The following is a 25,963-nucleotide window of genomic DNA, read 5'->3' as shown; positions in this document are numbered from 1 at the left end:
GCATATGTCAGCGAATATGCCGGGAATACCGTACGGCGGCCTGCTGCAACTGCAAAAAAATATTTTATTTTACGCCTGTGTTGGAACTTGTCAATGCCATAAAACAGGGGAACGAAGCTGCGTTTGAACAGGCCTTCCTGCAATTCCGCAATAAGGTATACCTGTACTTTCTCAGGAAAACAGGCAGGGAAGAAGATGCGCGTGACCTCTTGCAGAACACCTTCCTCCGCCTCTGGCAATACCGCGGTTCCATGAACGCGGCCTTCTCGCTGGACCAGCACCTCTTCAACACCGCCAAAACGGTTTACATAGACTATCTCCGCAAACGGCAGCTACTGGTATTCAAAGGCATTCTGCCCGAAGGGCAGGCATCCCCTGAAGGAGACGCGGCCTGGGATGTAGACCGCCGCCTGCAGCGCATTCTCGACAAAATGCCGCCGGGCCGCAGGCAGGCCTTTGTGCTCAACCGGCTGTACGGCCGCTCCTACAAGGAAGTAGCAGCCGCCATGGCCATCACCGTAAAAGCCGTGGAAAACCATGTGGCCAAGGCAATAAAGGAACTGCGAAAGCACCTGCCTGCCATTGTAAATTTTTTTTGGTGGTAGCGGAGGGTTTTTTGATACCTGTTCGTATTAATTATCAGGATGAATATTTCCAGGGAACTGATTACGCAATTTTTTAAAGGGGCATGCACGGCTGAAGAGGCCGCTGCTGTGAGTGATTATTTGAAACAACACCCGGAGGCGGCGGCAGAATGGCTGCCGGAAGAGGAATGGGCGCGGGCTGAAGGTAGTGCGGATAAGCCGGACGGCTACTGGCAGGAAATATGGCAGGAGGTGAGGCCGTCACGCACGGTTAAAATACTGCAGCTGGCCAGGAACGTGGCCGCCGCGGCCATACTGGTGGGCGCCCTGGCGCTGGCCGGGTACTGGCTGGTGATGCGGGAAAAGGGGCCGGCCGGCCCTGCAGCAGCGGGCTATGTGGTGGAAAATACGGGCGGAGAAATAATGCGCCATACCCTGGAAGATGGCTCCGTGGCGGAACTTTCCCCAGGCGCTGCCATCCGTTACGACCCCGCTTTTGCCAACGGGCGGCGGGATATATACCTGGCCGGGGAAGCGGTGTTCCACACAACGGCAGATGCGGCCAGGCCCTTCTCTGTATCCGGTAACGGCATTGCTACCACCGCCCTGGGTACCAGCTTCAGGGCAACGGCCCCGCAGGGGAGCGGCAATACCAGCGTAATGCTGCTGGAAGGTAAAGTGATGGTGGCCAGCGCGGATACGGCCCTGGCAAAGCTGGATACCGCGTACATCCTGCTGCCGGGAGACGAGTTCAACTACAGCCCTGAAAACGGCATTGCCCTCCGCAGGAAACAACCGGCCAGGGCGCCGCAACCGGTGCAGAAGAACGCGGCGGTGCCGGAGGAGAGCACATCCGTCAACAGCTGGTACATGTTCGAGAACCAGGGGCTGGAGCAGGTGTTTGAGCAACTGGCGGCTATTTACAACGTGCGGATCTATTATGACCGGGCAGACCTGAAAGGCCTGAACTTCATCGGTAAAATAGACCAGGCAGACAGCCTGGAGAACATCCTGCGGGATATTGCAATGCTGAACAACCTGAATGTTATGAAAAATAAAAAAGACTACGTTATCAAGGCACAGAAAAACTGATGCGTTTTTCCTGACAAATTCCATTAGCTGATGCTACTCTTTATCTGAACGCGCCCTGACGTGTTCCGGGATAGCTATGCCCATTTTTTACCTTAAAATCCGTTCCATGAAAAGGAGGAAATTTTTATCAACCAAACAAATGACCGCCCTGCTTTTCCTGCTGGGCCTTTTTACGGCTGCGCAGGCGCAGACGGGGCGTGTGAAGGGAGTGGTGCGTGACGAAGCGGGCAAAGCCATGCCCTTTGTGAATGTACTGGCCAAAAACAGTGCTACCAATCTCACTTCCGGTGCACAAACTGATTCTGCGGGCGTTTTTGTATTTCCGCGCCTGCCGGTGCAGGGTACTTACTCCTTCACGGTCAGCATGATGGGCTATGAGACCCAAACGCTTTCCGGCTACACGCTGAAGGCCAGCGAGTCTACTTCCATCATCGTGAAAATGAAAACAAGCCTGGCCGCGCTGAATGAAGTGGTAGTGGTAGGCTACGGCACGCGCCGCAAGAGTGACCTCACCGGCTCGGTGGCTACTATCGGGGAAAAGGAGCTGACACAGGGCGTAAACAACAATGCCTTGCAGGCGGTGAACGGGAAGGCGGCCGGGGTATACGTGAGCCAGTCAAGCTCCGCGCCCGGCGGCGGGGTGAACATCCGCGTAAGGGGCGCTGGCTCCATCAACAGCAGCAACGCCGTGCTGGTGGTGGTAGATGGCTTGCCGGGCGTGGCCCCGGCTTCCATCAGCCAGGACGATATTGCTTCCATACAGGTGCTGAAAGACGCCAGCGCCGCAGCCATTTACGGCTCCCGCGCGGCCAACGGGGTAGTGCTGATCACCACCAAAAGAGGCGTATCAGGACAAATGAATATTACATACGACGGGTATGTGGGCATGCAGCAACTGGCTAAAAAAATGCGGGTGCTCACCGCGCCGGAATATATGCAGGTGCTCAATGAAATGTCTGCCGCCCAGGGCCAGCCGGAGCCATTCTCCCAGCGTTATAAAGATTCCATCGGACAAGGTACAGACTGGCAGGACGAAATATTTCAAACCGCCATTGCCCAGAGCCACCAGGTGTCTTTCAGCGGCGGCGCCAAAAACAACAAGTATTACGTGGGGCTCAACTATCTCAACCAGGAGGGCATTCTGAAAAACACGGATTATGAGCGGTATAATGCCAGGGTGAACTACGAGCTGGCGCCTTCAGACAAATTTGACGTATCGCTGGCGCTCAACCTGTCCCGTTCGGTAAACAACCAGCCGTTCAATGAAACCGGCATTAACGAGAACGCGGGCGCTATCAATACGGCGCTGAACTTCGATCCTACTATTTCCGCCTTGCCTGATGAGAACGGCCGCTACCGCCAGAACCCGCTGATTGCGCTGGAAAACCCGCTGGCCATTATCTACGGCGTTACGCGGAAAGCCGTGATCAACAACACCTATGGCATGCTGACGGCCAATTACAGGCCGGTGAGCGGGCTCACGCTTACAGCGCGGGTAGGAGCAGACCTGATGAACAGTAGGAGCGATTATTACAACAGCCGCATGACGCAACTAGGCCAGTCTGCCGGTGGTATTGGTTCCATCACGCATAATGATGATACCCACTGGCTGATGGAATACCTGGCCAGGTATGACAGGCGTATAAAAGGCCACAATTTTTCCCTGCTCGCGGGCACCACGGCGGAACGCTTCGACGCATCGTCTGCTACGGCGGCCTCGCGCATGTTCCTGTCTGATATCACCTATACCCACCTGCTGCAAAGCGGTGACGGCATCAGCGGAGACAATGTAAGCAGCGGCCGCAATTCCAACAAGCTGCACTCATACCTGGCGCGGCTCAATTACGAGTTCCGCGATAAATACCTGCTCACGGCTTCCTTCCGGTCAGACGGCACTTCCCGTTTTTCAGACCAGCACAAATATGCCTTGTTCCCTTCCGTGGCCGTGGGCTGGAATATCCATAAAGAGCCTTTTATGCAGCGCGCCGCCGCGGTATCTAACCTGAAGCTGCGCCTGGGCTACGGGCAGATAGGTAATCAGGCCATCGGTAATTTTGCCACCTTGCAAACGTATGAGGCCGGCGGCCGCGCGGTGTTCGGAGACAACCTGTACCAGGGCGTACAGCCCGCGCGCCTGCCAAATGCAAACCTGCGCTGGGAAACTACGGAAGAGTACAACGCCGGCATAGATTTCGGCTTCTTGCAGGAACGTATTTCCGGCTCTCTGGAGTTTTATGTGAAAAACTCGAAAGACCAGCTGTTCAGCAAACCCGTACCGGCTTTTACCGGTTTCCCTTCACAGGTGGTGAACTTCGGCAATGTACGTAACAAAGGCATAGACTTCCAGCTGAACTCCCGCAACATCACCGGCCGCAATTTCAGCTGGGAAAGCAGCGTATCCTTTTCCTACCTGCACAATGAGGTAACGCAGCTGCCCGATTTTATTCCGCAGCTGCTTACAGGCGGTTTCTCCTTTGTGCCCAACTTTGCGCTGGTGCAAACAGGCTACCCTGTATACTCTTACTACGGATATGAAGTAGACGGCATATTCCAGACAGACCAGGAAGCCGCTACCTCCGGCCAGCCGGGCGCCAAAGCGGGCTCTCCGCGGTTTAAGGACCAGAACGGCAGCAAGACCATTACGCCAGACGACCGCGTTGTGCTGGGCAGCTCCCTGCCCAAATACACCTGGGGCTTTACCAACACGTTCACCTGGAAGAACTTTTCCCTGAACGCGCTGGTGCTGGGCGTGCACGGCATGCATGCGCTGGATGCCAACGTCATAGAGTCTATCTATCCCATCAACTTCCAGCGGAACCACATGGCAGAATATTACCTGGACCGGTGGACGCCGCAAAATCCCAACGCGCGCTATCCCTCCGGTATCAACGCTTCTACCTACGGCGGGCAGTATTCGGTGAACAGCTATACGGTAGAAGACGTGTCGTTTGTACGGCTGAAAACGCTCACGCTGGGGTATACGCTGCCGCTGGAAAGCCGGACGCTGAAAAGCATATCCGCTTACCTGGCCGCAGACAACCTGTTCACCATTACGGGATACAACGGATATGATCCGGACGCTAACTCAAGAGGCGGCCAGATAGCCCGCGTGGCGCAGAACAGCTACCCGCTGTCCAAAGTATACCGTCTTGGCCTCAAGCTTAATTTCTAAACCGGCACCGTAAAAAGTCAACACATGAAAATCACGATACCGATCATATTTGCAGCGCTGCTGACATGCTCTGCCTGCACTAAATTTCTGAAGGAAGATATTTATACCGAATATGACCCCGCGCAGTTCGCCAATTCTGTAGATGGTTTTGAGAAGGTGTTGAACAGCGCCTATGCAGAATTGCAGATAAGGGGTTACGATCACCGCAACGACGTTTATTGCTTCGGGGAATTTTGTACCGATGTGATGCTGCAGACCGGCGGCGGCTTTGAAGCGCAGGCCAAGGAGTTCATTACCTTCACCTGGAACCCCACCAACGGTTTTTTAAACACCGCCTGGAGCAAAGCTTACCGCGCCATCCGCAACAGCAACGTGCTGCTGGACAATAAAGACGCCGCCACGGCCATACCGCCTGCAAAGCTGAACGCATTGGTGGCGGAGGCACGGTTCATACGCGCCACGGCCTATGCTTACCTGTACAACCTGTTTGGCCCTGTACCATTGATCACCACGGCAAAAAATGTAGATCCCGGCGCGTTCAGGGCAACAGATGAGGAAATGTCAACATTCATCATAGACGAGCTGAAAGCCGCCGCCGGCGCCCTGCCGGTACAGCAGTCACTACGGGGCAAGGCTACCAGGGGTGCGGCGCTGGGCGTACTTTGCAAATTTTACCTGAACAAAAAGATGTGGCAGGCCTGCGCGGATGTGGCCGAAGAGATACGCGCCCTGAAAGCATATAGCTTGTTTGACGATGTAAGCCGCCTTTTTGCCGTGGAAAATGAAAATAACAGCGAGTATATTTTTGCATTCCCCTGTATTGCCCAAAGCGGTTATGGCAATATTACCATGGCGCACACGTTCCCGCCGGCGTATCCTATTCTGCCCAACTGGATCATCTTCGGAGCGCAGTTCAGGCTGTATACCAGCTTTGTAGACTCCTTCGAGCCGGCAGATGAACGGCTGAAAATGATACTCAGGGAATACACCAACACCAGCGGCGTTACCATCCGGATGAACCGCAACGCCGCAGGCGCCGCGCTGAACAATGCGCGCTCTTTCAAATATGTGCCAGACCCTGCCGGCCAGTCTGACGCCATGGGGAATGATATTCCCTACATCCGCTATGCAGACATCCTGCTGGCGCTGGCGGAAAGCCTGAACGAGCTGAACGGGCCCACCCAGCCGGCCATTGACCTGGTAAACGAAGTGCGCGCACGGGCCAGCGCCAGCCTCATTACGCTGGCCGGCTACGGCTCCAGGGAAGCGCTGCGTGATTTTATACTGGCAGAACGTGCCAGGGAATTTGTGGGCGAAGGCAAAAGGAGGGAAGACCTCATCCGCATGGGCCAATTCATTTCCGGCGCACAGGCAAGGGGCATGAACGCCAAGCCATGGCATGTGCTATACCCGATCCCGCAAAGGGAGATAGAAGCAAACAAGAACCTGGAGCAGAATGAAGGATATGTTCAGTAAGGCCATCTCATGCCTGGCAGGCGGCCTGTTGCTGGCAACCATAACCATGGCCCAGCCGCGCCCCACGCCCGCGCAGCTGGCCTGGCAGCGGGCGGAGCTGGGCGTGGTGTTCCACTATGACCTGCATGTGTTTGACGGGAAAAAATACACACAGGGTGGCAACCGCATCACCCCCGTGCCGGACTATAACATCTTCCATCCCGCCAGCCTGGATACAGACCAATGGCTGCAGGCGGCCAAAGATGCGGGCGCCCGCTTTGCCATCCTGACGGTTACGCACGAAACGGGTTTTGCCCTCTATCAGTCTGATGTAAACCCTTTCTGCTTGAAGGCGGTGAAGTGGCGTGATGGGAAAGGAGATATTGTAGCGGATTTTGTGGCCTCCTGCCGCAAATTCGGCATAGCACCCGGCCTGTACATCGGCATCCGCTGGAACGCTTTTATGGGCGTGCATGATTTCAAGGTACAGGGAGATTCCAGCCGCTTCCGCAGCGCCCGCCAGGCCTACTATAACCGCATGTGCCAAGGCATGGTCAAAGAGCTGTGCACGCGCTACGGCCCGCTGTTCGAGATATGGTTTGACGGCGGTGCGTCAGACCCTGCAGATGGCGCGCCGGATGTACTGCCTGTTGTGGAAAAACACCAGCCGGGCGCACTCTTTTACTGGAACGGCCAGCGGTCTGACGCGCGTTGGGGAGGTTCGGAAACCGGTACGGTAGGGTATCCCTGCTGGTCTTCATTCCCGTACCCCAGCATGCTCACCGCCCGCTACCCCCGCATTGCAGAGAACAAATTTGAGCTGGCAAAGCATGGGGACAAGGAAGGCAAGTATTGGCTGCCTGCCATGGCAGACGCTCCCCTCCGCGGTTATAACGGCCGCCATGAATGGTTCTGGGAGCCGGGAGATGAGCACAGCATTTACCCGCTGGCAGATCTCCTGGCCATGTATGAGCAGTCTGTGGGCCGCAATGCTACGCTAATACTGGGCGTTACGCCAGATACGGCGGGCCTGGTGCCGGAAGCGGACGCCCGCTGCCTGCGGGAGTTCGGTAACGCGGTGAAGGAGCGGTACGCTCATCCAGTTACAAATGTACAGGGGGCGGGCAGAACACTGGAGGCTGCTATCCGGCCTGCCCGCCATATTAACCAGGTGATGATCAGTGAGGATATTTCCGCAGGAGAACGTATTTTGTCTTTCGTTGTTGAGGTGAAGACCACCGGCGGGTGGCGGCAGGTATACAGCGGCACGGCCATCGGCAACAAACATATTGCCTCGTTTCCCGCGGTGAACGCCCGCGCCGTAAGGCTGCGGGTAACGGAAGCCCGTGGAGAGCCAAACATTACAGTATTTCAAACTTATTTTATACAACAATGAACATCGTTTTAAGAATAACGGCCGCCCTGCTCCTTTGCAGCACCGTGGCAGCGGCACAGCAGAACAAGTCCAGGCCCAATATCATTTTCTTCATAGTAGACGATATGGGCTGGCAGGATACGTCGGAGCCTTTCTGGGACAGCGTAACCACCGCCAACCGCAAGTTCCATACGCCTAATATGCAGCGCCTGGCCAAAGCCGGCATGAAGTTCACCAACGCCTACGCCACCTCGGTGTGCACGCCCTCCCGCGTGAGTTTCCTCTCCGGCATGAACGCCGCCCACCACCGGGTAACCAACTGGACAAGCAAATGGAACACCAGCACAGACGCAAAAGACACCCTGCTGGCGCCGCCCGCCTGGAACCTCAACGGCATTTCGCCGGATGCGAAGCAGGAGCGGAGCGTGTATGCCACCCCGTTACCGCAGGTGCTGAAAGAGAACGGGTATTACACCATCATGTGCGGCAAAGCGCATTTCGGCACTTACGGCAGCATCGGCAAAGACCCGTTGAACCTGGGCTTTACAAAGAACATAGCCGGCAGCGCCGCCGGGCACCCCGCTTCCTACTTCGGGGAAAAGAATTTCGGCTACAACCCGGAGAAATACATCATACAGGCAGACATGCCGGGCATGCAGAAGTACTACGGCCAGAACATTTTCCTGTCTGAAGCGCTCACAAAAGAGGCCATGCTGGCTATGGACACCGCCCGCATCAAACAGCAGCCCTTTTTCCTCTACATGGGGCATTACGCCGTACACCTGCCTTTCCATGAAGACCCGCGTTTTCTGCAAAAGTACCTTGACCGGGGACTGCCCCGCCCGGAAGCGGCCTATGCGGCCTTGCTGGAAGGCATGGACAAAAGCCTGGGTGACATCATGGACTATCTTGATGCCAACCACCTTACAGATAACACCATCCTGATCTTTATGTCAGACAACGGCGGTTATTCCCACCCGCCCCGCCAGGGTGGCCACAATACGCAGAACTACCCGCTGAAAGGCGGCAAAGGCTCGTTGTACGAAGGCGGCATCCGGGAGCCCATGATGGTACGGTGGAACGGGGTGACCACGCCCGGCAGCGTCAACAGCCAGTACGTGATCATAGAAGATTTTTACCCCACCATTCTTGAAATGGCCGGCATAAAAAAATACAAAACCGTACAGAAGCTGGACGGCCGCAGCTTTGTCAAAAACCTGCGCAACAACCGCCTGCGGGATGATCAGCGCACCCTGGTATGGAACTATCCCAACAACTGGGCCGGCGGCAACCTGGGAGAAGACAATTCTTTTCTCACCGCCATCCGCCAGGGTAAATGGAAGCTCCTTTATTTCCATAAAAAACAGCGGCTGGAACTATACAACCTGGAAAATGACATTAAAGAAGAGCATGACCTTGCCGCCAAAGAACCGGCCAAAACAAAGGAAATGGCCCGTTTGCTGACCGCGCGGCTGAAAGCGTACAATGCGCAGCTGCCCACGTACATCAGCACAGGTAAAACCGTTCCGTACCCTGATGCGGTGGCGGAGGGTTCCAGATAATTGTAACTATAACATAAAAAAAGCACCCGCTCACAGAACGGGTGCTTTTTTGTATGAAGAAGTATTGTTGATCAATGCGCCGGCACGTCTCCCACGCCCGCACCTTTGACCATCTCCGCAAGGTCCGGCTGCTCCTTTTTCTCCCGGTTGAACACGCGGTTGATGATCACGATGCTCAGTACCATACACACCGTACCCAGTACAAAGTGAACACCGGGGAACTGGAACGGCGCCCTGGCCGAGGTGAAGTATGCAAAGGAACCGTTCATGATAAGCGGCCCGAAAATAGTAGTGAGGCTCATGAGGCTGGTGAGCGCGCCCTGCAGCTCACCCTGCTGGTTGGCCGGTACATGCACGGAGATCACGGATTGCAGGGAAGGCCCGCAGATGCCGCCCAGGCAGTAAGGCACCAGGAAGGCGAACATCATCCAGCTTTCCGTAGCAAAGGCAAACAGCAGCATGCCCAGTGCATAGAGTCCCAGGCCCCAGTAAATGCTTTTTTCGTTCCCCAGCTTCGGCACCACTACTCGGGTAAGCCCGCCTTGTACAGCGCCTACCAGTACGCCCACTACGGCCAGGGAAATACCCACCATGCCCTCGCTCCAGTTGAAGCGGTAAATGGTATAGAAGTTCCAGTTGCCCTGTACCGCCTGGGCGCCCAGGTAGATCAGGAAGAAGCTGGCTGCCAGACCGGCAATCTCGGGGTGGCGGCCCAGGAACTGCAGGGAGCCCAGCGGGTTGGCGCGTGACCATTCAAACGGTCGGCGGTTCTCTTTGCTGAGAGATTCCGGCAGCAGAAAGTACCCGTAAAGGCAGTTGATAAGGCAGAGCGCCGCCGCGGCGTAAAACGGCGCGCGGATGCCCCAGTTGGCCAGCAGGCCGCCCAGCGCGGGGCCTAGTACAAAACCCAGCCCAAAGGCCGCACCTATCATACCGAAGTTTTTGGCGCGGGAAGTCTCATCGGGGCTCACGTCCGCAATATAGGCGGAAGCAGTGGTGAAGCTGGCGCCGGTAATGCCGGCAATGATGCGCCCGGCAAACAGCCAGCCGTAAGTAGGCGCCAGGGCCAGAATGATGTAGTCTATGCCGAAACCCAGCAGGGACAGCAGCAGAATGGGGCGGCGGCCGTAACGGTCGCTCAGGTTACCTATCAGCGGGGCGCAGGCAAACTGCATAATGGCGAAAACAGACAGCAGTATGCCGCCGTAGGTGCTCGCCTCATTGACCGGGATGCCTTTCAGCTGGGCAATCAGGTCTGCCATGACGGGGATGATAAGGCCCCAGCCCATGACATCAATTAAAAGTGTTACGAAAATAAAGCCCAGGGCTCCTTTTTTGTTAGGTTGCATATATTGGATTTACAAGTTCAAACTTACAGTCAATTTCCCGTCCGCAAGGGGAGCAAAAACGACAATTTGTGGGTCTTTTGCGGCCGTAAAACGGTTGCCTCCCTGTTACTGTTACAAATGTAGAAGAGAAAATTGACAGCCCTATGTCAGCAGCAGGAAGGCTTTTTTTGCAAATATGTTTGCGTCTTTAGTATTCCTTCGCGGTCCTCTTGTTAAAACCTTTGTCCGCTGCCGTTTTTTTCTTTATCTTCCATTTATTGTCAGCCGCCTTTGTGCCGCCTATGCACCGCCTTTCCGCCGGGTATGCGCCGCCCCTTATAAGGGCAACGTATTCCCGGTTGAATAACCATTATCTGCCTATTTAGCATAGACGTATCATAAACAGTTAACCAACAAAACAACAACATTACTATGGGAATTCTTAAAGGCCCGCTTGGCTTCACCGGCCGCATGGGCAAATTCACGGCTTACACCAGGAAAGGTTCTGACAAGATCATTATAAGACAGGCCAAAGGCCCCTCCAAAGAGCAGATCAGAACATTGTACCAGTATGAAAGAACGCGGGAGAACAATGCGGAGTTTGCCGCCTGCAATATGTTTGTGGCAGGCGTGCGGGATGCCGCGTACCCTGTTCTGCACCTGGGAGATCCCAATTTTACCGGTGCGCTTGTCAAGCTGGCCAAAAAAATGCAGGAGCTGGACGAAATAGGCGAACGGGGAGAAAGAGGTGTGTTCCTTTCCCGCTTGCCCCATATGCTCACGGGTTTCAATTTTAACATCAACCATCCCTTTGACGGGCTGATGCGCCACCCTGTGGCCGTACAAACCTCCAGGGAAGAGGCCGCCTCAACGGTAACTATTCCCCGGCGGGAGCCGGGCGTGAACGTTTGCCTCCCATGGAAGTCCCCGTTCTACCGCTTTGTATTGTCACTGGGGCCTGCGGCGGATGTACAGTTTGGTGCCCGTGGCTTTGAGTGCAGGGAGGCGGGCGCCACGAAGTTTGCTTTTTCAGAATGGCAGCATAAAGACGCTTCGCTGGCGGAAGAAAGCATAGCCATGAAGATGGATATGCCCGTACCGCCGGGTGTATCATTGGTGCTGGGTATCGGCATTGAGATGGGGATGCCTGACCGCTTCGGGGAAGTGGAAGTGATAAAGGGCGAAGGCGGCGCCAAGGTTCTTGCGGTGTTCTAGGCAGTACCGGCTGTAACATGGCGGAAAAGATTTTCTTATATTTGTTTTAGCCTCAATCAAATGATTGAAAAAGTACCCTGTGCGTGTTCCCGGGCATGCATCGTTCCACATTCAAACAAACGTTCCTGATGCCGTTCCTCTGCCGCGCTGTCTTTTACTGTTTCACACTGCTGTGCCTGTATATACCGGCGCAGGGGCAGGATTCCGCCTTTCACCAGCCCGGCAGGCCGGCAAACTTCATGCAGTTTGTACGGGACTTTGGCAAGAAAGAAGCGGCCAGCAGTGTAGAGAAATTCCGGAGCGGCCGCATCGGCATCCGGCAGGAGCAGTTGCTGCATGACCTGCGGCAGACCAGTGAGCGCGCACGGATATTTCTCCGCAAAGGGCTGGATACCGCCCGCCTGAAGGCAGATCTTGTGCTGGCGCAGCACCGGCTCACCTTGCTGCGCGAAGGCATTTTTCACGGGGAGCCGCAGCATGCCGCGCGCCACCTTACGGTGACCGCTTCCGTGTTAGACGAGCTGCTGCAGCAGGTAACGGAAAAAAGGGACGAGCTGGAGCTGCGCCTTCATACCATGATCGGGTTTGTAGACCGGATAGATTCCCTTTCCGCAGATTCCAGCCTGTATACTTTCCCGTTCGATTCCCTGCATACCGTCCGTTACATCCAGAAAATGGCCGTGGTGGCCAAAGACCTTGGCCCGGCAGATACGGCGTTGCGCCGTTCTGTTGCCGCCCTGCAGCATTTGCAGACGGAGGCAGACCTCATGGTGTTCAACGTCCGCTCCACGCGGGAAGATGTGGAACAATTGCGCGTTGCGCAGGTGGCCCGCACTTTTGAGCAGGAATACCCTTTCCTCTGGCAGCCGGCCACCCCTGACATGCCGCCGGGCGGCATACTTGCCCTGTCTTACGCCAAGGAAAAGCTGGCCTGGACGTACTACGTCCGTGATGCGGGCGGCCGCCTGCTGGTGTTGCTGCTCCTCACGCTGGGGGGCTGGTACTTCCTGCGGTCGCTGAAAACAAAATGGCTGGAGGAGGGTACCACCGGCCCTGAGCAACCCGGCAGGCTGGTGTTGCGCTACCCCTTGTTGTCTGCCGTGGTGATAGTGCCCAGCATTTTCCAGTTCATTTTCCTGCAGCCGCCCTATATTTTCAGTTGCGGCCTGTGGCTGACGGGCGCCATATGCCTTGCCTTCATATTTCATGGCTACATTACGCGCTTCTGGATGTGGTTCTGGATTGTTTCCCTGGTGTTCTTTGTGCTCTCAAGCGCTACTAATATGATATTACCCGCTTCCCGGGAGGAGCGCTGGTGGATGCTGCTGCTTTCCGCCGCCGGCCTGGCATATGGCGCGTATGTGCTGCAGCCCCAACGGCGGGCCCAGGTAAGGGAAAAACGCATCCTCTATTTCATCTCCTTCCTGGTAGTGATGGAGGCGGGCGCCCTGCTGTTCAACGTGCTGGGCCGCTATAACCTGGCCAAAACCATGTTCGTGACCGGTTTTGCCGGGCTGGTAATAGCCATCCTGTTCCTGTGGACCATCCGGCTCATCAACGAAGGCCTGAGCACTATAGCCCATCTGTATAAGCATCCTGAACGCAAGTTCTTTTACCTCAACTTTGAGCGCATCGGCGAAAAGGCCCCCGGTTTCTTTTACGTGTTCCTGGTAGCCGGCTGGTTTGTGCTCATTGGCCGCAACTTTTACGCCCTGCAGGAGGCCGTTGCCCCCCTGGCGGAATTTCTCAATACCGAACGTACCCTGGGCAGCTACACCTTTACCATCAACAGCCTGTTCATATTTGTGCTGGTGATTATAATATCTGCCCTGCTCTCTCAGATCATTTCCTTTTTTGCCGGAGAGCCGGGAGACCAGCAGGCGAAAGACAAACAGGCCCGCCGGCCCGGCATTGGCAGCTGGCTGCTGCTCATCCGTATTTTTGTACTGGCGCTGGGCCTGTTCCTGGCCTTTGCGGCGGCCGGTATTCCGCTTGATAAAATGGCCATTGCCCTGGGCGCCCTGGGCATCGGCATTGGCCTGGGCCTGCAGGGGCTGGTCAGCAACCTGGTGAGCGGGCTTATTATTGCTTTTGAGAAACCGGTGAACGTGGGAGACATTATTGAAGTGAACGGCCTGCGGGGCACCATGAAAACCATCGGGTTCCGCAGCAGCGTGGTAGCGCTGATAGACGGGCCCTGCCTGGTTATCCCCAACGGGGACCTGCTGAGCAATCACCTTGTTAACTGGACGATGGGCCACAACCGCAAGCGGGTGAACGTAGTAATAGGAGTGGCGTATGGCAGCCATCTCAAAAAGGTGCAGGAAATACTGGAGGCAGTGCTGCATAATAATGAAAGAGTGCTCCATGTGCCTGCGCCCATTGTTTCCGTGAAAGCGTTTGCAGACAGCTCCATTGATTTTGATATTTATTTCTGGGTAGGCCACGTGCGGGAATATCTGCCCATCCGCGGTGAAGTAATGGCAGACATAGAAAAGGCCTTCCGGCTGGAAGGCATCCAAGTACCCTTTCCGCAGCGGGATATACACATTATTACACGTAAAAACGACGGAGAGAACTATTAAAATAACATTAGTTTGTGGTAAAATAGTATTTAATTTTTCGGTATAATTAACGATCTTTACCGCTGATTACAATCGTTTGCAATTTTTTCATGAGGCATAGAACCAAAATCGCTTGAAGGCTTTGCTTCTCCCACGGAAGCAACTGAGACTAAAGCAAGAAGCAATCTTTTACAATGTTGGAATTTCACGTTTTAGCAGGTGTATGTGCGTTTGAGATCACATTCTGATCAATTTTTTTTCCTGATACCTGCAAACGTTTGCATTTTACTGATAATGCAAACGTTTGCGCGAGATTGAGGCCCCGGTGTCCCTGTCATGGTTTCCACACCCCTGCCAAGGAACGGATTTGAGTGATAACCGAAATTCTATTTAACCTATGGTAATGAACAATTCCACGCAGTTCCAGCCGCGGTTTAGTACAAGCGGCGCCGTACCAAGAGGCAGGCCCCCGTGCCCGGCCCGTATACTGAAAACAATTACGGAGCCCGTACCACCGTCGGCAACCCCCGCTTGTATCAGCTAGTTCTATCAACCAAATAAGCTCACAGAAAACTTGAATTCCATGTTATATTCTACACGTCTTACAGGCGCAGCCCTGTTCCTTGTACTTGTGCAGTTGTCAGCTGCCGCCGGAAGTACACCGGCAGACGTAGGGGTAACCACCTTCCATCCGGAAGGGCGGTACACATATCCCGGCCTGCCGCCAGCCATTAGCAATGCACCGTTCCAGGCGGCCCCGCAGCAACAGCGCCGTATAACCGGTACCGTTACAGACGAGACGGGGGCTCCCATACCGGGTGTAAGCGTCTACATCAAAGGTACCACCACAGGCACCCAAACGCTTGCAGACGGCAAGTTTGCCATCAATGTGCCGGAGAACGCCACATTGGTATTTACTTTTATCGGCATGCTGACGCAAGAGATTGCGGTAGGCAAGCAGACGAACCTGAAAGTGTTTCTGAAAGCCAGCAGCACGCAGCTGAGCGAAGTGGTAGCCGTAGGGTACGGTACCCAGAAAAAAGAAAGCGTGGTAGGCGCCATTTCACAGGTATCCAATAAAGAACTGAAGCGCACGGGCAACGTGCCTGACCTGCGCGAAGCGCTGATAGGCCAGGTGCCGGGCCTGGTAGGTATCATCTCTTCCGGTGAGCCGGGCGGTATTCTTGCGGGTGAAAGCGCCGTCAACCTGTACATTCGCGGCCAAAGCACCTGGAACGGCGCGCAACCCCTGGTATTGGTGGACGGTATTAAACGTAACATGAACGATATTGATGCCAACGACGTGGCCACCATCTCCGTGCTGAAAGACGCCTCCGCCACCGCGGTATTTGGCGTGGAAGGCGCCAACGGCGTGATCCTCATTACCACCAAACGCGGCAAGGCGGGTAAAACCACGCTTAACTTCAACTACCTGGCAACGGCCAAAATGCTGTCCAAACAGCCGGCCACGCTCGATTCTTACGCCGCCCTCAAGGCACGCAACGAAATCATTGAAAGGGAAGGCGTGCTCAACGAATCTTCCTGGAACGATTACATGCCTTACGAGATCGTGAAGCGGTACCAGAAACCGCAATCGCCCGAATATGCGGAGATATATGCCAACGTTGACTGGCAGGAGGCCATGTACAAAGACGTGGGCATGTCTCACAAAGCCACCCTCAGCGCCAGCGGCGGCAGCAAAACCGTGCAGTACTTCGGCTCCCTGACCTACCTGCATGAGGGAGACATGTTCAGACGTTATGACAACGGCAAGGGCTATAAACCCAACTACAATTTTGACCGTTTTAATTTCCGTAGCAACATAGACATTAACCTTACTAAAACTACCATCTTCCGGCTGGGCCTTTCCGGTTTCTACAGCCAGAAGAACACCAACTTCAATAACGAAGGCAGCACCAGCCGCGCAGACGCCTGGATGTGGCGCGCCACCTACGGCCTGGCACCGGACCTGTTCCTGCCCATGTACTCCAACGGCCGCTGGGGCGCTTACGCTGAAGGGGGCAACAACACCGTGAACCCCATTGCGGCGATATATAATATTGGTATACGCGAAACGCGCACCACCCAGCTGCTGTCTGACTTTACCATAGATCAGAAACTGGACTTCATCACCAAAGGCCTTACCGCCAGGGTATTGCTTTCTTCAGATAACAACATCCGCTCGGAAGGGGGGATCTATGATATTGCCAACTCCATCCGCCCGGCGGAAGCGGGGACCAATGTGCCTTTCCAGCAGATATATCCCCTGAGGTACGAAGGCCCTCACCAGGACCCCTCCGAATATACGGTGCTGCTGCCCGTTAGCGATGAAGAGTATGACTGGGTGCTGCGGCCCTGGACCATCCGCCAGGAAGATATTACCAACGCCAACTGGTCTGGCTACATTCCCATTGACCGCCGCCTCACTTACCAGGGGCAGCTGAACTATGCCCGCAAGTTCGGGGACCACGATGTAACCGCCATGGCCCTTTTCAAACGGGAAGAGTACGCACGCGGCAGCATGTTCAAGAATTATCGTGAAGACTGGGCTTTCCGCGCTACCTATAACTACAAGGGGCGTTACATCCTGGAGGGCAACGGCGCATACAACGGTTCCGAACAGTTCGGCCCCAACTACCGCTTCCATTTCTTTCCCTCCGCAGCCATTGGCTGGTATCTTTCCAATGAGAAGTTCTTCAACGTAAAATGGATAGACAAGCTGAAGCTCCGCGCCAACACCGGCCAGATAGGCAATGACGACGTGAGCGGCGGCAGGTGGTTGTATAATTCATCTTACGCCCGCGGCGGCAGGGCACGCCTTACGGAAAATACCGCCGGCCAGAGCCCGTACGATATTTACCGGCAGAACGTGGTGGGCAACCCCGATATTCACTGGGAAACCGCTCAGAAAACCAACTACGGCCTTGAGCTGGACATCTTCCGCCAGCTGGTGTCCATTAATTTTGACTACTATACGCAAAACAGAACAGATATTCTCCTGGGCGGCAACTCCCGCGCGGTGCCTCCCTTCTTCGGCCTGACACCACCCAGCGCCAACCTGGGACAGGTGAAGTCAAAAGGGTTTGAGCTGGAAGTGCGCGTGAACAAGGAGCTGAACAAGAACTGGAACGTATGGTCAAACATTGCCGTAACGCACAACCAGAACACCGTTATATTCCGGGACGATCCGCCGCTGCAGTACGATTATCTGAAGTCCGCCGGCTATCCCATTGGCCAGCAGCGCAGCCTGGTGAAAACCAAGATATACCAGAACTGGGATGACGTGTATGCCAGCGTGCCCACTGAAAACAACGACCAGCAAAAGCTGCCGGGGTACTATGACCTGGTAGACATGAACGCGGACGGCGTTATCAAGAGCAGTGACGACGTGGTGCCGGTAGGTTATTCCGAAGTGCCGCAAAACTCGGCCACGTTAACGCTGGGCTTCAACTTTAAAGACCTCAGCTTCCTGGTAACGGTTTATGGCGTGAACAATGCCAACCGCATTATCAACTTCCCCAACTTCCAGAATTTTACCAACATCCTTTACGGAGACGGCAACTACTGGTCAAAGTACAATGCCGGTTCAGAAGTATTTCTGCCCCGTTGGAGAACGCAAGGCGAGAATATTGGCGACTATTACCTGTATGACGCCTCTTACATCCGTCTCAGAACGGTAGAGGTGGGATATGATTTCAATAACCGCTACCCCTGGGTTAAACGTGCGGGCATTAACGGTATGAGGCTCTTCGTCAACGCCAATAACCTGTTTTTCTGGTCAAACCTCCCGGATGACCGCCAGGGTACCTACTCCGGCGGCAGCGCTACAGAAGGCGCCTACCCCACGGTGAAAAGGATCAACATGGGCATTGAACTCAACTTTTAAAAAAACGGAACATGAAACGCATAAAATTTTATCTCGTTTTTTTTACGGCCATCCTGTTTTCCAGCTCTTGTGAAAAGTACCTGGACAAATCGCCGGAAGCGGATATCAACGAAAGACAAGTGTTTGGCAACTTCATCAGTTTCCAGGGCTTTGTGGAGGAAATGTACAACTGCATCATGGACCCTAATAAAGGTGGTGCATGGAATGCGTACCTCTTTGCAGATGAAACGCTCAATAACTCGCCATACAATTTCGACAACGGCAACTACTGGGGCGCGGAAGGCCTGTTTTACGGCCAGAGCGTGAACACCACGGATAATAACCCGCGTACCAAAAGGATCTGGGAATACGCCTGGTACGCTATTGCCAAGGCCAACCAGGCGCTGGAGAAAATAGAAGAGGAAGGGCTTTTCCAGGGTACTGAGGAGGAGAAGAACATCATCAAGGGGCAGGCCCTTTTCTTCAGAGGCTGGTTTTATTTCCAGATTGCGCAGTACTGGGGTGGAATGCCCTATGTTACACGCGTGTTGAGCCCAACAGAAAGCCTGATCTCGGAAGAGTTCAAACGCCTCAACTTCCAGGAAACAGCCAAGCTGATGGCGAAAGACTTCCGGGAAGCGGCCAACCTGCTGCCTGCCAACTGGGACGATGTGCCTACCGGCCAGCCCACACTGGGCCAGAACCGCACCAGGGTCAACAAATTTTTTGCATTGGGTTACCTGGGCAAGGCCCTGCTTTTTGCAGGCAGCCCTATGATCAACCAGGAAGCCACCGGCAGCAATACTTTTGATCCTGAACTGTGTCAGCAGGCAGCAGAAGCTTTCGGAGAGCTGCTCACCCTGGCTGATCAGACGGGAGATTACAAGCTGCAGTCATGGAGCACCTGGACGGATAATTTCTGGCGCTGGAACAATGAGCGCCCCGGTGGTACGGAAGTGATCATGGCGCCTACCATTTATGACAGAAGCCGCGTAAGATGGTCTACCGTAGGGGCTACGGTGCCTTCTTCCATGGGCCTCAACAGCGGCTCTTCCGCAGACGTGCCCACGCATAACTTCGTAAAGAATTATGCTATGGCCAACGGTTTGCCCATCACAGACCCGGCTTCAGGTTACAACCCCAACGATCCCTGGACCGGCCGCGAACCGCGTTTCTATAAAGATATTGTGGTGGACGGAGACAAAATATTCAGCTGCTCCTGCGAAGATGCTACGGCAAAGCTGTACAACGGCGGCTATCACCGCTCTCAGATCAACCCGCCCAGCATCACCGGGTATTATGCAAAAAGGTATTCTCCCATGGATGCCAGCTTTTCCATCTCCAAAGCCGGCGGCCTCCAGGCGTATGTGCCTTACCTCCGCCTGGCGGATATTTACCTGATGTATGCGGAAGCGGTGCTGTACGCCAAAAACGGCGGCACGCCCCAGAGCACTTCCGGCAATTACAGCCTTACGGCGGCCGGCGCGGTGAACGTGGTACGCAAACGGGCGCAGCTGCCTGACCTGGCTGCGAAGTATACCGCCAATGCGCAAGACTTCTTCGAAGAAATTGTGCGCGAACGTGCAGTGGAACTGGCGTTTGAAGGGGCCCGCTTCCTTGACCTCCGCCGCTGGAACCGCAACTGGGACACACGCTACCTGGATAAAACGGCTATCGACTTTGACCGTGGCCAGAATGGAAAGCCCATCAACATCCAGGAAAGACTGATCATCAGGAGGGTGGCTACCAGGAAGCATAACTGGCTGCCCTTGCAGGTGAAATTCATCAATCTTTATGAAGGCTTCCCCCAGAACCCGGGCTGGTAAACTTTCCGCACCTTAAAACTTGACCAATGAATTATAAACACTCCATTATATTAACATGCCTGAGCGCTATGCTGCTCTGCATTCAACCAGGCGCACACGCCCAGGAAGGGAAGCCCGTGAAAACGCAGTACGCTGTGGTAGATGAAGACGGGAAGCCCATCAGGAATGCAGATGTATACAGCGGCAGCGCTTATGCCAAAACCAACGCGGAAGGAAAGTTTTCCATTGCGGTAGAGTCAGGCTCAGACCTGGTGGTAGTGGCCAAGGGCTATGACAAGATCTCCCTGTCGTCTGCCGATGCGCTGCAGCAGCCCCGCATCACCATGAAAAAATCTGCGCTGATGTTCAGTGAGGAAGACAGAACGAACCTCGCCTTCCGGAAAGCGTTCCAGGGAGACATTGTTGGCTCCGTTACCAAGCTTGACATTGCGGAGATACAGAAATATGACCACACGCTCCGGCTGGTAGATGTGATTGCCGGCCGTTCTCTCGGCATGATGGGGTATGACCGCATCAGGGGCCTTGGCCGCGGTATTACCGTAGAAGACATTACGGGCAGCGGCACCGGCCGCACCATGTTTGTGGTAGACGGTTTGCCCCGGGAGGTGGAAAACATGCGGCTGAACGAAGTGGAAAGCATCACCATCCTTAAAGACGTGAACAGCGCCATCCTCTATGGTACGGGCGCGGTAAACGGCGTGGTGCTGATTACTACCAAAAGGGGAGAGGCCTTCAAGAAAAAGTCTGACTTCAGCGTGAACTACGGTATTGCCACGCCCAGGGCGCTGCCCAAATACCTGAACTCTGCAGACTACATGACGTATTTCAACCAGGCCCGGGCCAACGACGGGCTCAGCCCGCAGTTTTCAGAAGAGACCATCGAGAAATTCAGAACAGGTAATAAATACCGCTATCCCGATGTGGATTATTATTCAGACGCCTACGTCCGTTCTTTCAAGAACTATTATGACCTCACCGGCGAGTTCTCCGGCGGCAACAACGTGGCGCAGTATTATACCAACCTTGGCTGGTACAATGCCGGCAGCCTCCTTAATTTCGGGGAAGGCGCCAAAGGCCGGAACAACCGCTTTAACGTACGCGGTAACGTGGACCTGAAGATCAACGACTGGATCAATACGGCAGTAGACGCATACGGCGTGTTCCTCAATGCCAAGGGCCAGCGCGGCAACTATTGGAGCGATGCGGCCACCGTTCGCCCGCATGAGTACGCTCCGCTGCTGCCCATCAACCTCATCAACCCGCATGATCCGTTGTTGCTGGGCCGCAAGAACGATGTGAACGGGCAATACCTGCTGGGCGGCGTTTCCAACCGCACCACTACGCCCTTCGGCTATGGCTACTCCGGGGGCACAGAAGAGATCATATCCCGCAACTTTGCCTTCAACAACCGTGTGAACGTAAACCTTGACCGGGTGACGCCCGGCCTGTCTTTACATACCAACGTGAGCTTCGACTATTGGGTGGGCTACAGCCAGACGGTTGCCAACGAGTACTCCGTGTATGAACCGGTATGGAGCGCCACGGCAGACAGTATTGTAAGCCTCAAACAATACGGCAAAGATTCCCGCCCCGGTACGCAGTCTGTTGGCGGCTCCAGCTTCCGCAGAAGGTTTGGCGGCTACGGCATGCTGGGGTACGACCGTACCTTCAACAACAAACATCACTTTACCGGCTCCTTGCTCGGCTTTTTGGGTAACTACAAAGTGGAAGGGGATTTCCAGGGTGTGAAGCTGGCGCATGCCGGCCTGCGCCTGGGCTATGCGTTCAACAGGCGTTACCTGGTAGATTTCAGCAGCGCCTACGTGAGCTCCGTTAAGCTGGCGGAAGGCAACCGCGGCAAATTCTCGCCTTCCCTGGCATTGGGCTGGGTGCTCAGTGAAGAAGACTTCCTGTCTTCCTCCAGTAACGTGAACTACCTCAAGCTGCATGCTTCCGCAGGTATCATGAACTCAGACTTCCTCATCACCAACTTCTTCCTGTATGACAACCAGTATGCAAGCTCCGGTTCCTACGCCTGGTATGAAGGCGGCAGGACCCGTAACGGCATTGCTTCCAGCTGGGGCACCAATCCCAACCTGGACTACACCCGCCGCAAGGAGATCACCCTGGGTGTGGAAGGCCGTTTCTTCAACAACGTGCTGGGCGTTACGGCCAACGTGTTCCACGACGTGTATGACAGGCTGGTAACCCGCCCTGCTACCCGCTACCCCAGTTTCTATACAGACTTCATCCCGTATGAGAATTTCGGCGCCAACCAGTACCAGGGCGCAGAGCTGGGCGTGGAGGTGAACAAAACTTTCGGTGACTGGAAGCTCTCTGCCGGCCTGAACGTGCTGTATTCCACCACCAAGGTGTTGAAAATGGACGAAGTGTATAATAACCACTATCAATACAGAACAGGCCACCCCGCAGATGCCCGCTTCGGGCTGGAAGCCCTGGGCCTGTTCCAGAGCGAGGCGGAGATTGCCGCCAGCCCCACACAGGTGTTTGGTACGGTACGTCCCGGAGACATCAGGTATAAAGACCAGAACGGCGACGGCGTTGTTGACGAGAACGATGAAATATACCTGGGCCGTTACCAGCAGCCTATCTCAGGCGGCCTGCAGATAAGGCTGTCTTACCGCAACTTCACGCTCTACGCACTGGGCGAAGCCAGCTATGGCGCAGATGAATTTGTGAGCGGTAACTATTACTGGGTAGACGGGAACGACAAATATTCCGAGCTGGTGCTGGGCGCATGGACGCCTGAGAACAAGGCCACTGCCACCTACCCCCGCCTCAGCTCCCAGACCAACAGCAACAACCACCGCCAGTCTACTTACTGGGAATATGATAACGACTACTTTAACATCCGCCGTATACAACTGAGTTACGACATGCCTGCTTCCGTCAGCAAAATGCTGCGGATGCGGCTGCTCAATGTTTTTGTGGATGGCTTCAACGTGTTCCGGTTCGGCCCCAGCCGCCGCATCCAGGACCTCACCATTGGAGGCGAGCCTAGCTACCGTGTATTTTCTATTGGCCTGAATGCTAGCTTTTAATGATCTTAAAAAGAGAATGTTATGAAAAAACTCAAAATACCGTTGTTCCTGCTTGCCGCTTGCGCGTTGTGCTCCTGTGAGAAGCTGTTCAATCCAAATAACGACAACCATAGCACGTTTGACAGGGTGCTGGTAGACCCGGCCTACGCGGAAGGTTTGCTGATAAAAGCTTACACTTATATCCCAACTAACGATTACCCGTATAATGAGGTAGCAACAGACGATGCCGCTACGAACGTCAAGACCAGCAACCACCTGAAAATAGCTACCGGCGGCTGGACTTCCCTGGTGAACCCGGAAAACCTCTGGGACAACGCCAACAGGGCCATCATGTACCTCAACCAGTTCCTGGAAGTGGTAGAGATCGTTCCCTGGAAGTATACGGACAAACAGCTGAACGCCCTGTACATTCGCCGCCTGAAGGGAGAGGCGTTTGCCCTGCGCGGCATGTTCAAGTACTATCTCATTCGCAACCATGGCGGATTCGGAGAGAACGGTGAGCTGCTTGGTTTTCCCATCTACAATACATTCGTTGAATCCGCGGAAGATTTTGCAGCGCCGCGCGCCAAATTTGCAGAAAGCCTGAAAAGCACGTATGATGACCTTGACAGCGCCCTGGCCCTGCTGGCGCCGGACTATGGCAATGTCAACAACCCGATAGACCTGCCTCCCGGCTTTTCCGATATCACGGACGTTGACAAGTACAATGCCGTATTCGGGGAACTGGTGCAGCAGCGCGTGAGCGGCCGCATCACCCTGGCTTTCAAGGCGCGTATGGCCCTGCTGGCGGCGAGCCCGGCCTTTAACACCAACAACAGCACACAGCTGTGGGAAGATGCCGCCAAAATTACGTCAGATGTGCTTTCCGAGATCAATGGCATAGCCGGCCTTGACCCGAAAGGCAACGTGATCTATCTCAAACCGCAGGTAGATGCGGCAGACATCACCGCCGGAGATAAAAAGGACATTCCTGAAGTGCTGTGGCGGAGGCCTATTTACAACAACCGCGCGCGGGAACAGGCCAATTTCCCGCCCACCTTGTTCGGCAACGGGAATATCAACCCGTCTCAGAACCTGGTAGACGCGTTCCCCATGGCCAACGGGCTGCCTATTACAGCGCCTGGCTCCGGTTATGACCCCGCCAAACCGTATGACAAGAGAGACCCGCGCCTGGCGCTGTACATTGTGTACAACGGCAGCAAGCTGCGCAATACCACCATCAACACCGGCGTAGGAGCAGGAGACGACGGCCTTGACGCCCGCCCCAATTCCACACGCACCGGTTATTACCTGAAAAAGCTGCTGCGGGAAGACGTGAACGTGAACCCTGTTTCCACCTCAGACCAGAAACACTTCAACACGCATATCCGCTATACGGAGCTCTTCCTGAACTATGCCGAGGCCGCCAACGAAGCCTTTGGGCCTGACGGGGGAGGCACAGCAGGATACTCCGCCCGCGCCGTGATTGCCGCCATCCGTAAACGCGCCGGCATTACACAACCTGATGCGTACCTCCAGACGGTAACCACCAAGGAAGCCATGAGAGATTTGATCCGCAACGAAAGAAGGCTGGAGCTGTGTTTTGAAGGGTTCCGCTTCTGGGACCTGCGCCGCTGGAAAGCAGACCTCACCGAGCCGCTGAGAGGCGTGAGAATATCTAACGGTACTTACGAGTACTTTACCGTGGAAGAGCGCGCATATAACAACGACTATATGCACTACGGCCCCATCCCGAACAGGGAGGTGTTCAAGTTCAACTTTGTTCAGAACAAAGGCTGGCAGTAACCTTAATAAAATTTAAAGCTAGAAGCATGAAAAAGACATTGATGATGGTATCCGCAATTCTTGCATTCGGGTTACATGCCTGCAAGAACTTCGAGATCACCCACCCGGACTTTAAATATACATCGGGCTACTTCCCGTACCAGTTCCCGGTAAGAACGCTTGTGCTGGGTGATGACATCTACGATAATACGAATGACAATAACGGCAAGTTCCGCATATCTGCCCACCTGGGCGGCCTGTATGAGAATGACCGTACCAGGAGCTTCGACATACAGGTAGATAACAGCCTGGCAGACCGCCTGCTGTTCACAGCCGGCGGAGACACCGTGCGGGCGCTGCCGGTGAAGTACTACACGATCAGCTCAAATAAACTGGTGATACCTTCAGGAGAGATGAACGGCGGTGTGGAGGTACAGCTGACAGACGAGTTCTTTAATGACCCGGAGGCCATCAAGCTGAACTATGTAGTGCCGGTAAGGCTGACAGGATCTACAGACGTAGATTCCATCCTGGCCGGCCAGTCAGATGACCCCAATGCAGACCCGCGCGTGGCAGCGCAATGGGCCGTGGCGCCGAAAAACTTTACCATGTTCGGCATCAAGTTCATCAACGAATTTCACGGCGCATATTTCCACTACGGTCATAGCCAGGTGAAAGACGCCGCCAACGCCGTGCTGGAAGATACCACCTACTCCCACAAATTTGTAACCAGCAACCCGGTTACCAAGCTGGCCACATCAGGCCGGCACCAGGTAACCACCTCCACCTTCATGCGTTCCAAGGTAATGACCGGAGAGATCAGCCTGATACTGAACTTTACCGGTAACAACTGCACCGTGTCTGCACCCGCCGGCGCCGGTTATACCATTACCGGTACGGGAGAGTTCAAGAAAGATGCGTATGAGTATGGAGACAAGAAACGCAACGGCATTGTGCTGAACTACGTAGTGAGCCGCGGCGGCCAGACGTACAACGCCAGTGACGTGCTGGTAGTGAGAGACAGGGGGGTGGTGATGGAAACGTATACGCCGGTGACGTATTGATTTCTGGAAAGGTTTTTTAGGCCGGCCATCATTGT

Annotated in this window: 14 protein-coding genes; 13 read left to right on the top strand and 1 reads right to left on the bottom strand. The window is 54.8% G+C overall.

The window, feature by feature from the left end:
- Positions 1-77 precede the first annotated feature (77 nt).
- The 6 genes from ABDW36_RS13320 (at position 78) to ABDW36_RS13295 (ending at position 9,240) form a co-directional block, all read left to right on the top strand.
- Positions 78-605: a sigma-70 family RNA polymerase sigma factor gene (locus tag ABDW36_RS13320; protein ID WP_343702400.1), complete on the top strand. Its 528-nt coding sequence runs from the start codon at positions 78-80 to the stop codon at positions 603-605.
- 39 nt (positions 606-644) lie between these two features.
- Positions 645-1,676 carry a FecR domain-containing protein gene (locus ABDW36_RS13315; protein ID WP_343702399.1) on the top strand — a complete coding sequence of 344 codons (1,032 nt, stop codon included), beginning with the start codon at positions 645-647 and terminating at the stop codon, positions 1,674-1,676.
- 106 nt (positions 1,677-1,782) lie between these two features.
- Complete coding sequence (locus ABDW36_RS13310; RefSeq protein WP_343702398.1) at positions 1,783-4,848, top strand: TonB-dependent receptor; 3,066 nt, start codon at positions 1,783-1,785, stop codon at positions 4,846-4,848.
- A 24-nt stretch (positions 4,849-4,872) separates the two neighbouring features.
- Complete coding sequence (locus ABDW36_RS13305; protein WP_343702397.1) at positions 4,873-6,324, top strand: RagB/SusD family nutrient uptake outer membrane protein; 1,452 nt, start codon at positions 4,873-4,875, stop codon at positions 6,322-6,324.
- Positions 6,305-7,699: an alpha-L-fucosidase gene (locus ABDW36_RS13300; protein ID WP_343702396.1), complete on the top strand. Its 1,395-nt coding sequence runs from the start codon at positions 6,305-6,307 to the stop codon at positions 7,697-7,699. Before ABDW36_RS13305 ends, ABDW36_RS13300 begins: the two co-directional genes overlap by 20 nt.
- Positions 7,696-9,240 carry a sulfatase gene (locus ABDW36_RS13295; protein WP_343702395.1) on the top strand — a complete coding sequence of 515 codons (1,545 nt, stop codon included), beginning with the start codon at positions 7,696-7,698 and terminating at the stop codon, positions 9,238-9,240. Before ABDW36_RS13300 ends, ABDW36_RS13295 begins: the two co-directional genes overlap by 4 nt.
- Before the next feature lie 71 nt (positions 9,241-9,311).
- On the opposite strand, the gene ABDW36_RS13290 is transcribed toward ABDW36_RS13295, so the two are convergent.
- Positions 9,312-10,589, bottom strand: a complete 1,278-nt coding sequence (locus ABDW36_RS13290; protein ID WP_343702394.1) for a TCR/Tet family MFS transporter — start codon at positions 10,587-10,589, stop codon at positions 9,312-9,314.
- Between the two features lie 411 nt (positions 10,590-11,000).
- On the opposite strand from ABDW36_RS13290, the gene ABDW36_RS13285 reads away from it, so the two are divergent.
- The 7 genes from ABDW36_RS13285 to ABDW36_RS13255 all read left to right on the top strand — a co-directional run bounded on the left by ABDW36_RS13285 (position 11,001) and on the right by ABDW36_RS13255 (position 25,928).
- Positions 11,001-11,783 (top strand): hypothetical protein, encoded by a 783-nt coding sequence (locus ABDW36_RS13285; RefSeq protein ID WP_343702393.1) that lies wholly within the window; start codon positions 11,001-11,003, stop codon positions 11,781-11,783.
- A gap of 128 nt (positions 11,784-11,911) precedes the next feature.
- Complete coding sequence (locus ABDW36_RS13280) at positions 11,912-14,368, top strand: mechanosensitive ion channel domain-containing protein (RefSeq protein ID WP_343702392.1); 2,457 nt, start codon at positions 11,912-11,914, stop codon at positions 14,366-14,368.
- 562 nt (positions 14,369-14,930) lie between these two features.
- Entirely contained in the window at positions 14,931-18,233 is a 3,303-nt protein-coding gene (locus ABDW36_RS13275) for a TonB-dependent receptor (RefSeq protein WP_343702391.1), read from the top strand.
- An 11-nt stretch (positions 18,234-18,244) separates the two neighbouring features.
- A complete protein-coding gene (locus tag ABDW36_RS13270; RefSeq protein WP_343702390.1) occupies positions 18,245-20,038 on the top strand; it encodes a RagB/SusD family nutrient uptake outer membrane protein in 1,794 nt (597 codons plus the stop codon).
- Positions 20,039-20,064: 26 nt separating this feature from the next.
- The gene (locus ABDW36_RS13265) at positions 20,065-23,100 is read left to right on the top strand and encodes a SusC/RagA family TonB-linked outer membrane protein (RefSeq protein WP_343702389.1); all 3,036 of its coding nucleotides are present in this window, start codon (positions 20,065-20,067) and stop codon (positions 23,098-23,100) included.
- 21 nt (positions 23,101-23,121) lie between these two features.
- Complete coding sequence (locus ABDW36_RS13260; RefSeq protein ID WP_343702388.1) at positions 23,122-24,885, top strand: RagB/SusD family nutrient uptake outer membrane protein; 1,764 nt, start codon at positions 23,122-23,124, stop codon at positions 24,883-24,885.
- A 26-nt stretch (positions 24,886-24,911) separates the two neighbouring features.
- Entirely contained in the window at positions 24,912-25,928 is a 1,017-nt protein-coding gene (locus tag ABDW36_RS13255) for a DUF5627 domain-containing protein (protein WP_343702387.1), read from the top strand.
- The last annotated feature ends 35 nt before the right edge of the window (positions 25,929-25,963 follow it).

Origin of the sequence: Chitinophaga sp., assembly GCF_039596455.1 — a bacterium.
In the GTDB taxonomy this organism is placed as follows: Bacteria; Bacteroidota; Bacteroidia; order Chitinophagales; family Chitinophagaceae; genus Chitinophaga.
The sequence above is the reverse complement of the archived record's forward strand: the minus strand, read 5'-3'. Positions and strand labels throughout refer to the sequence as shown.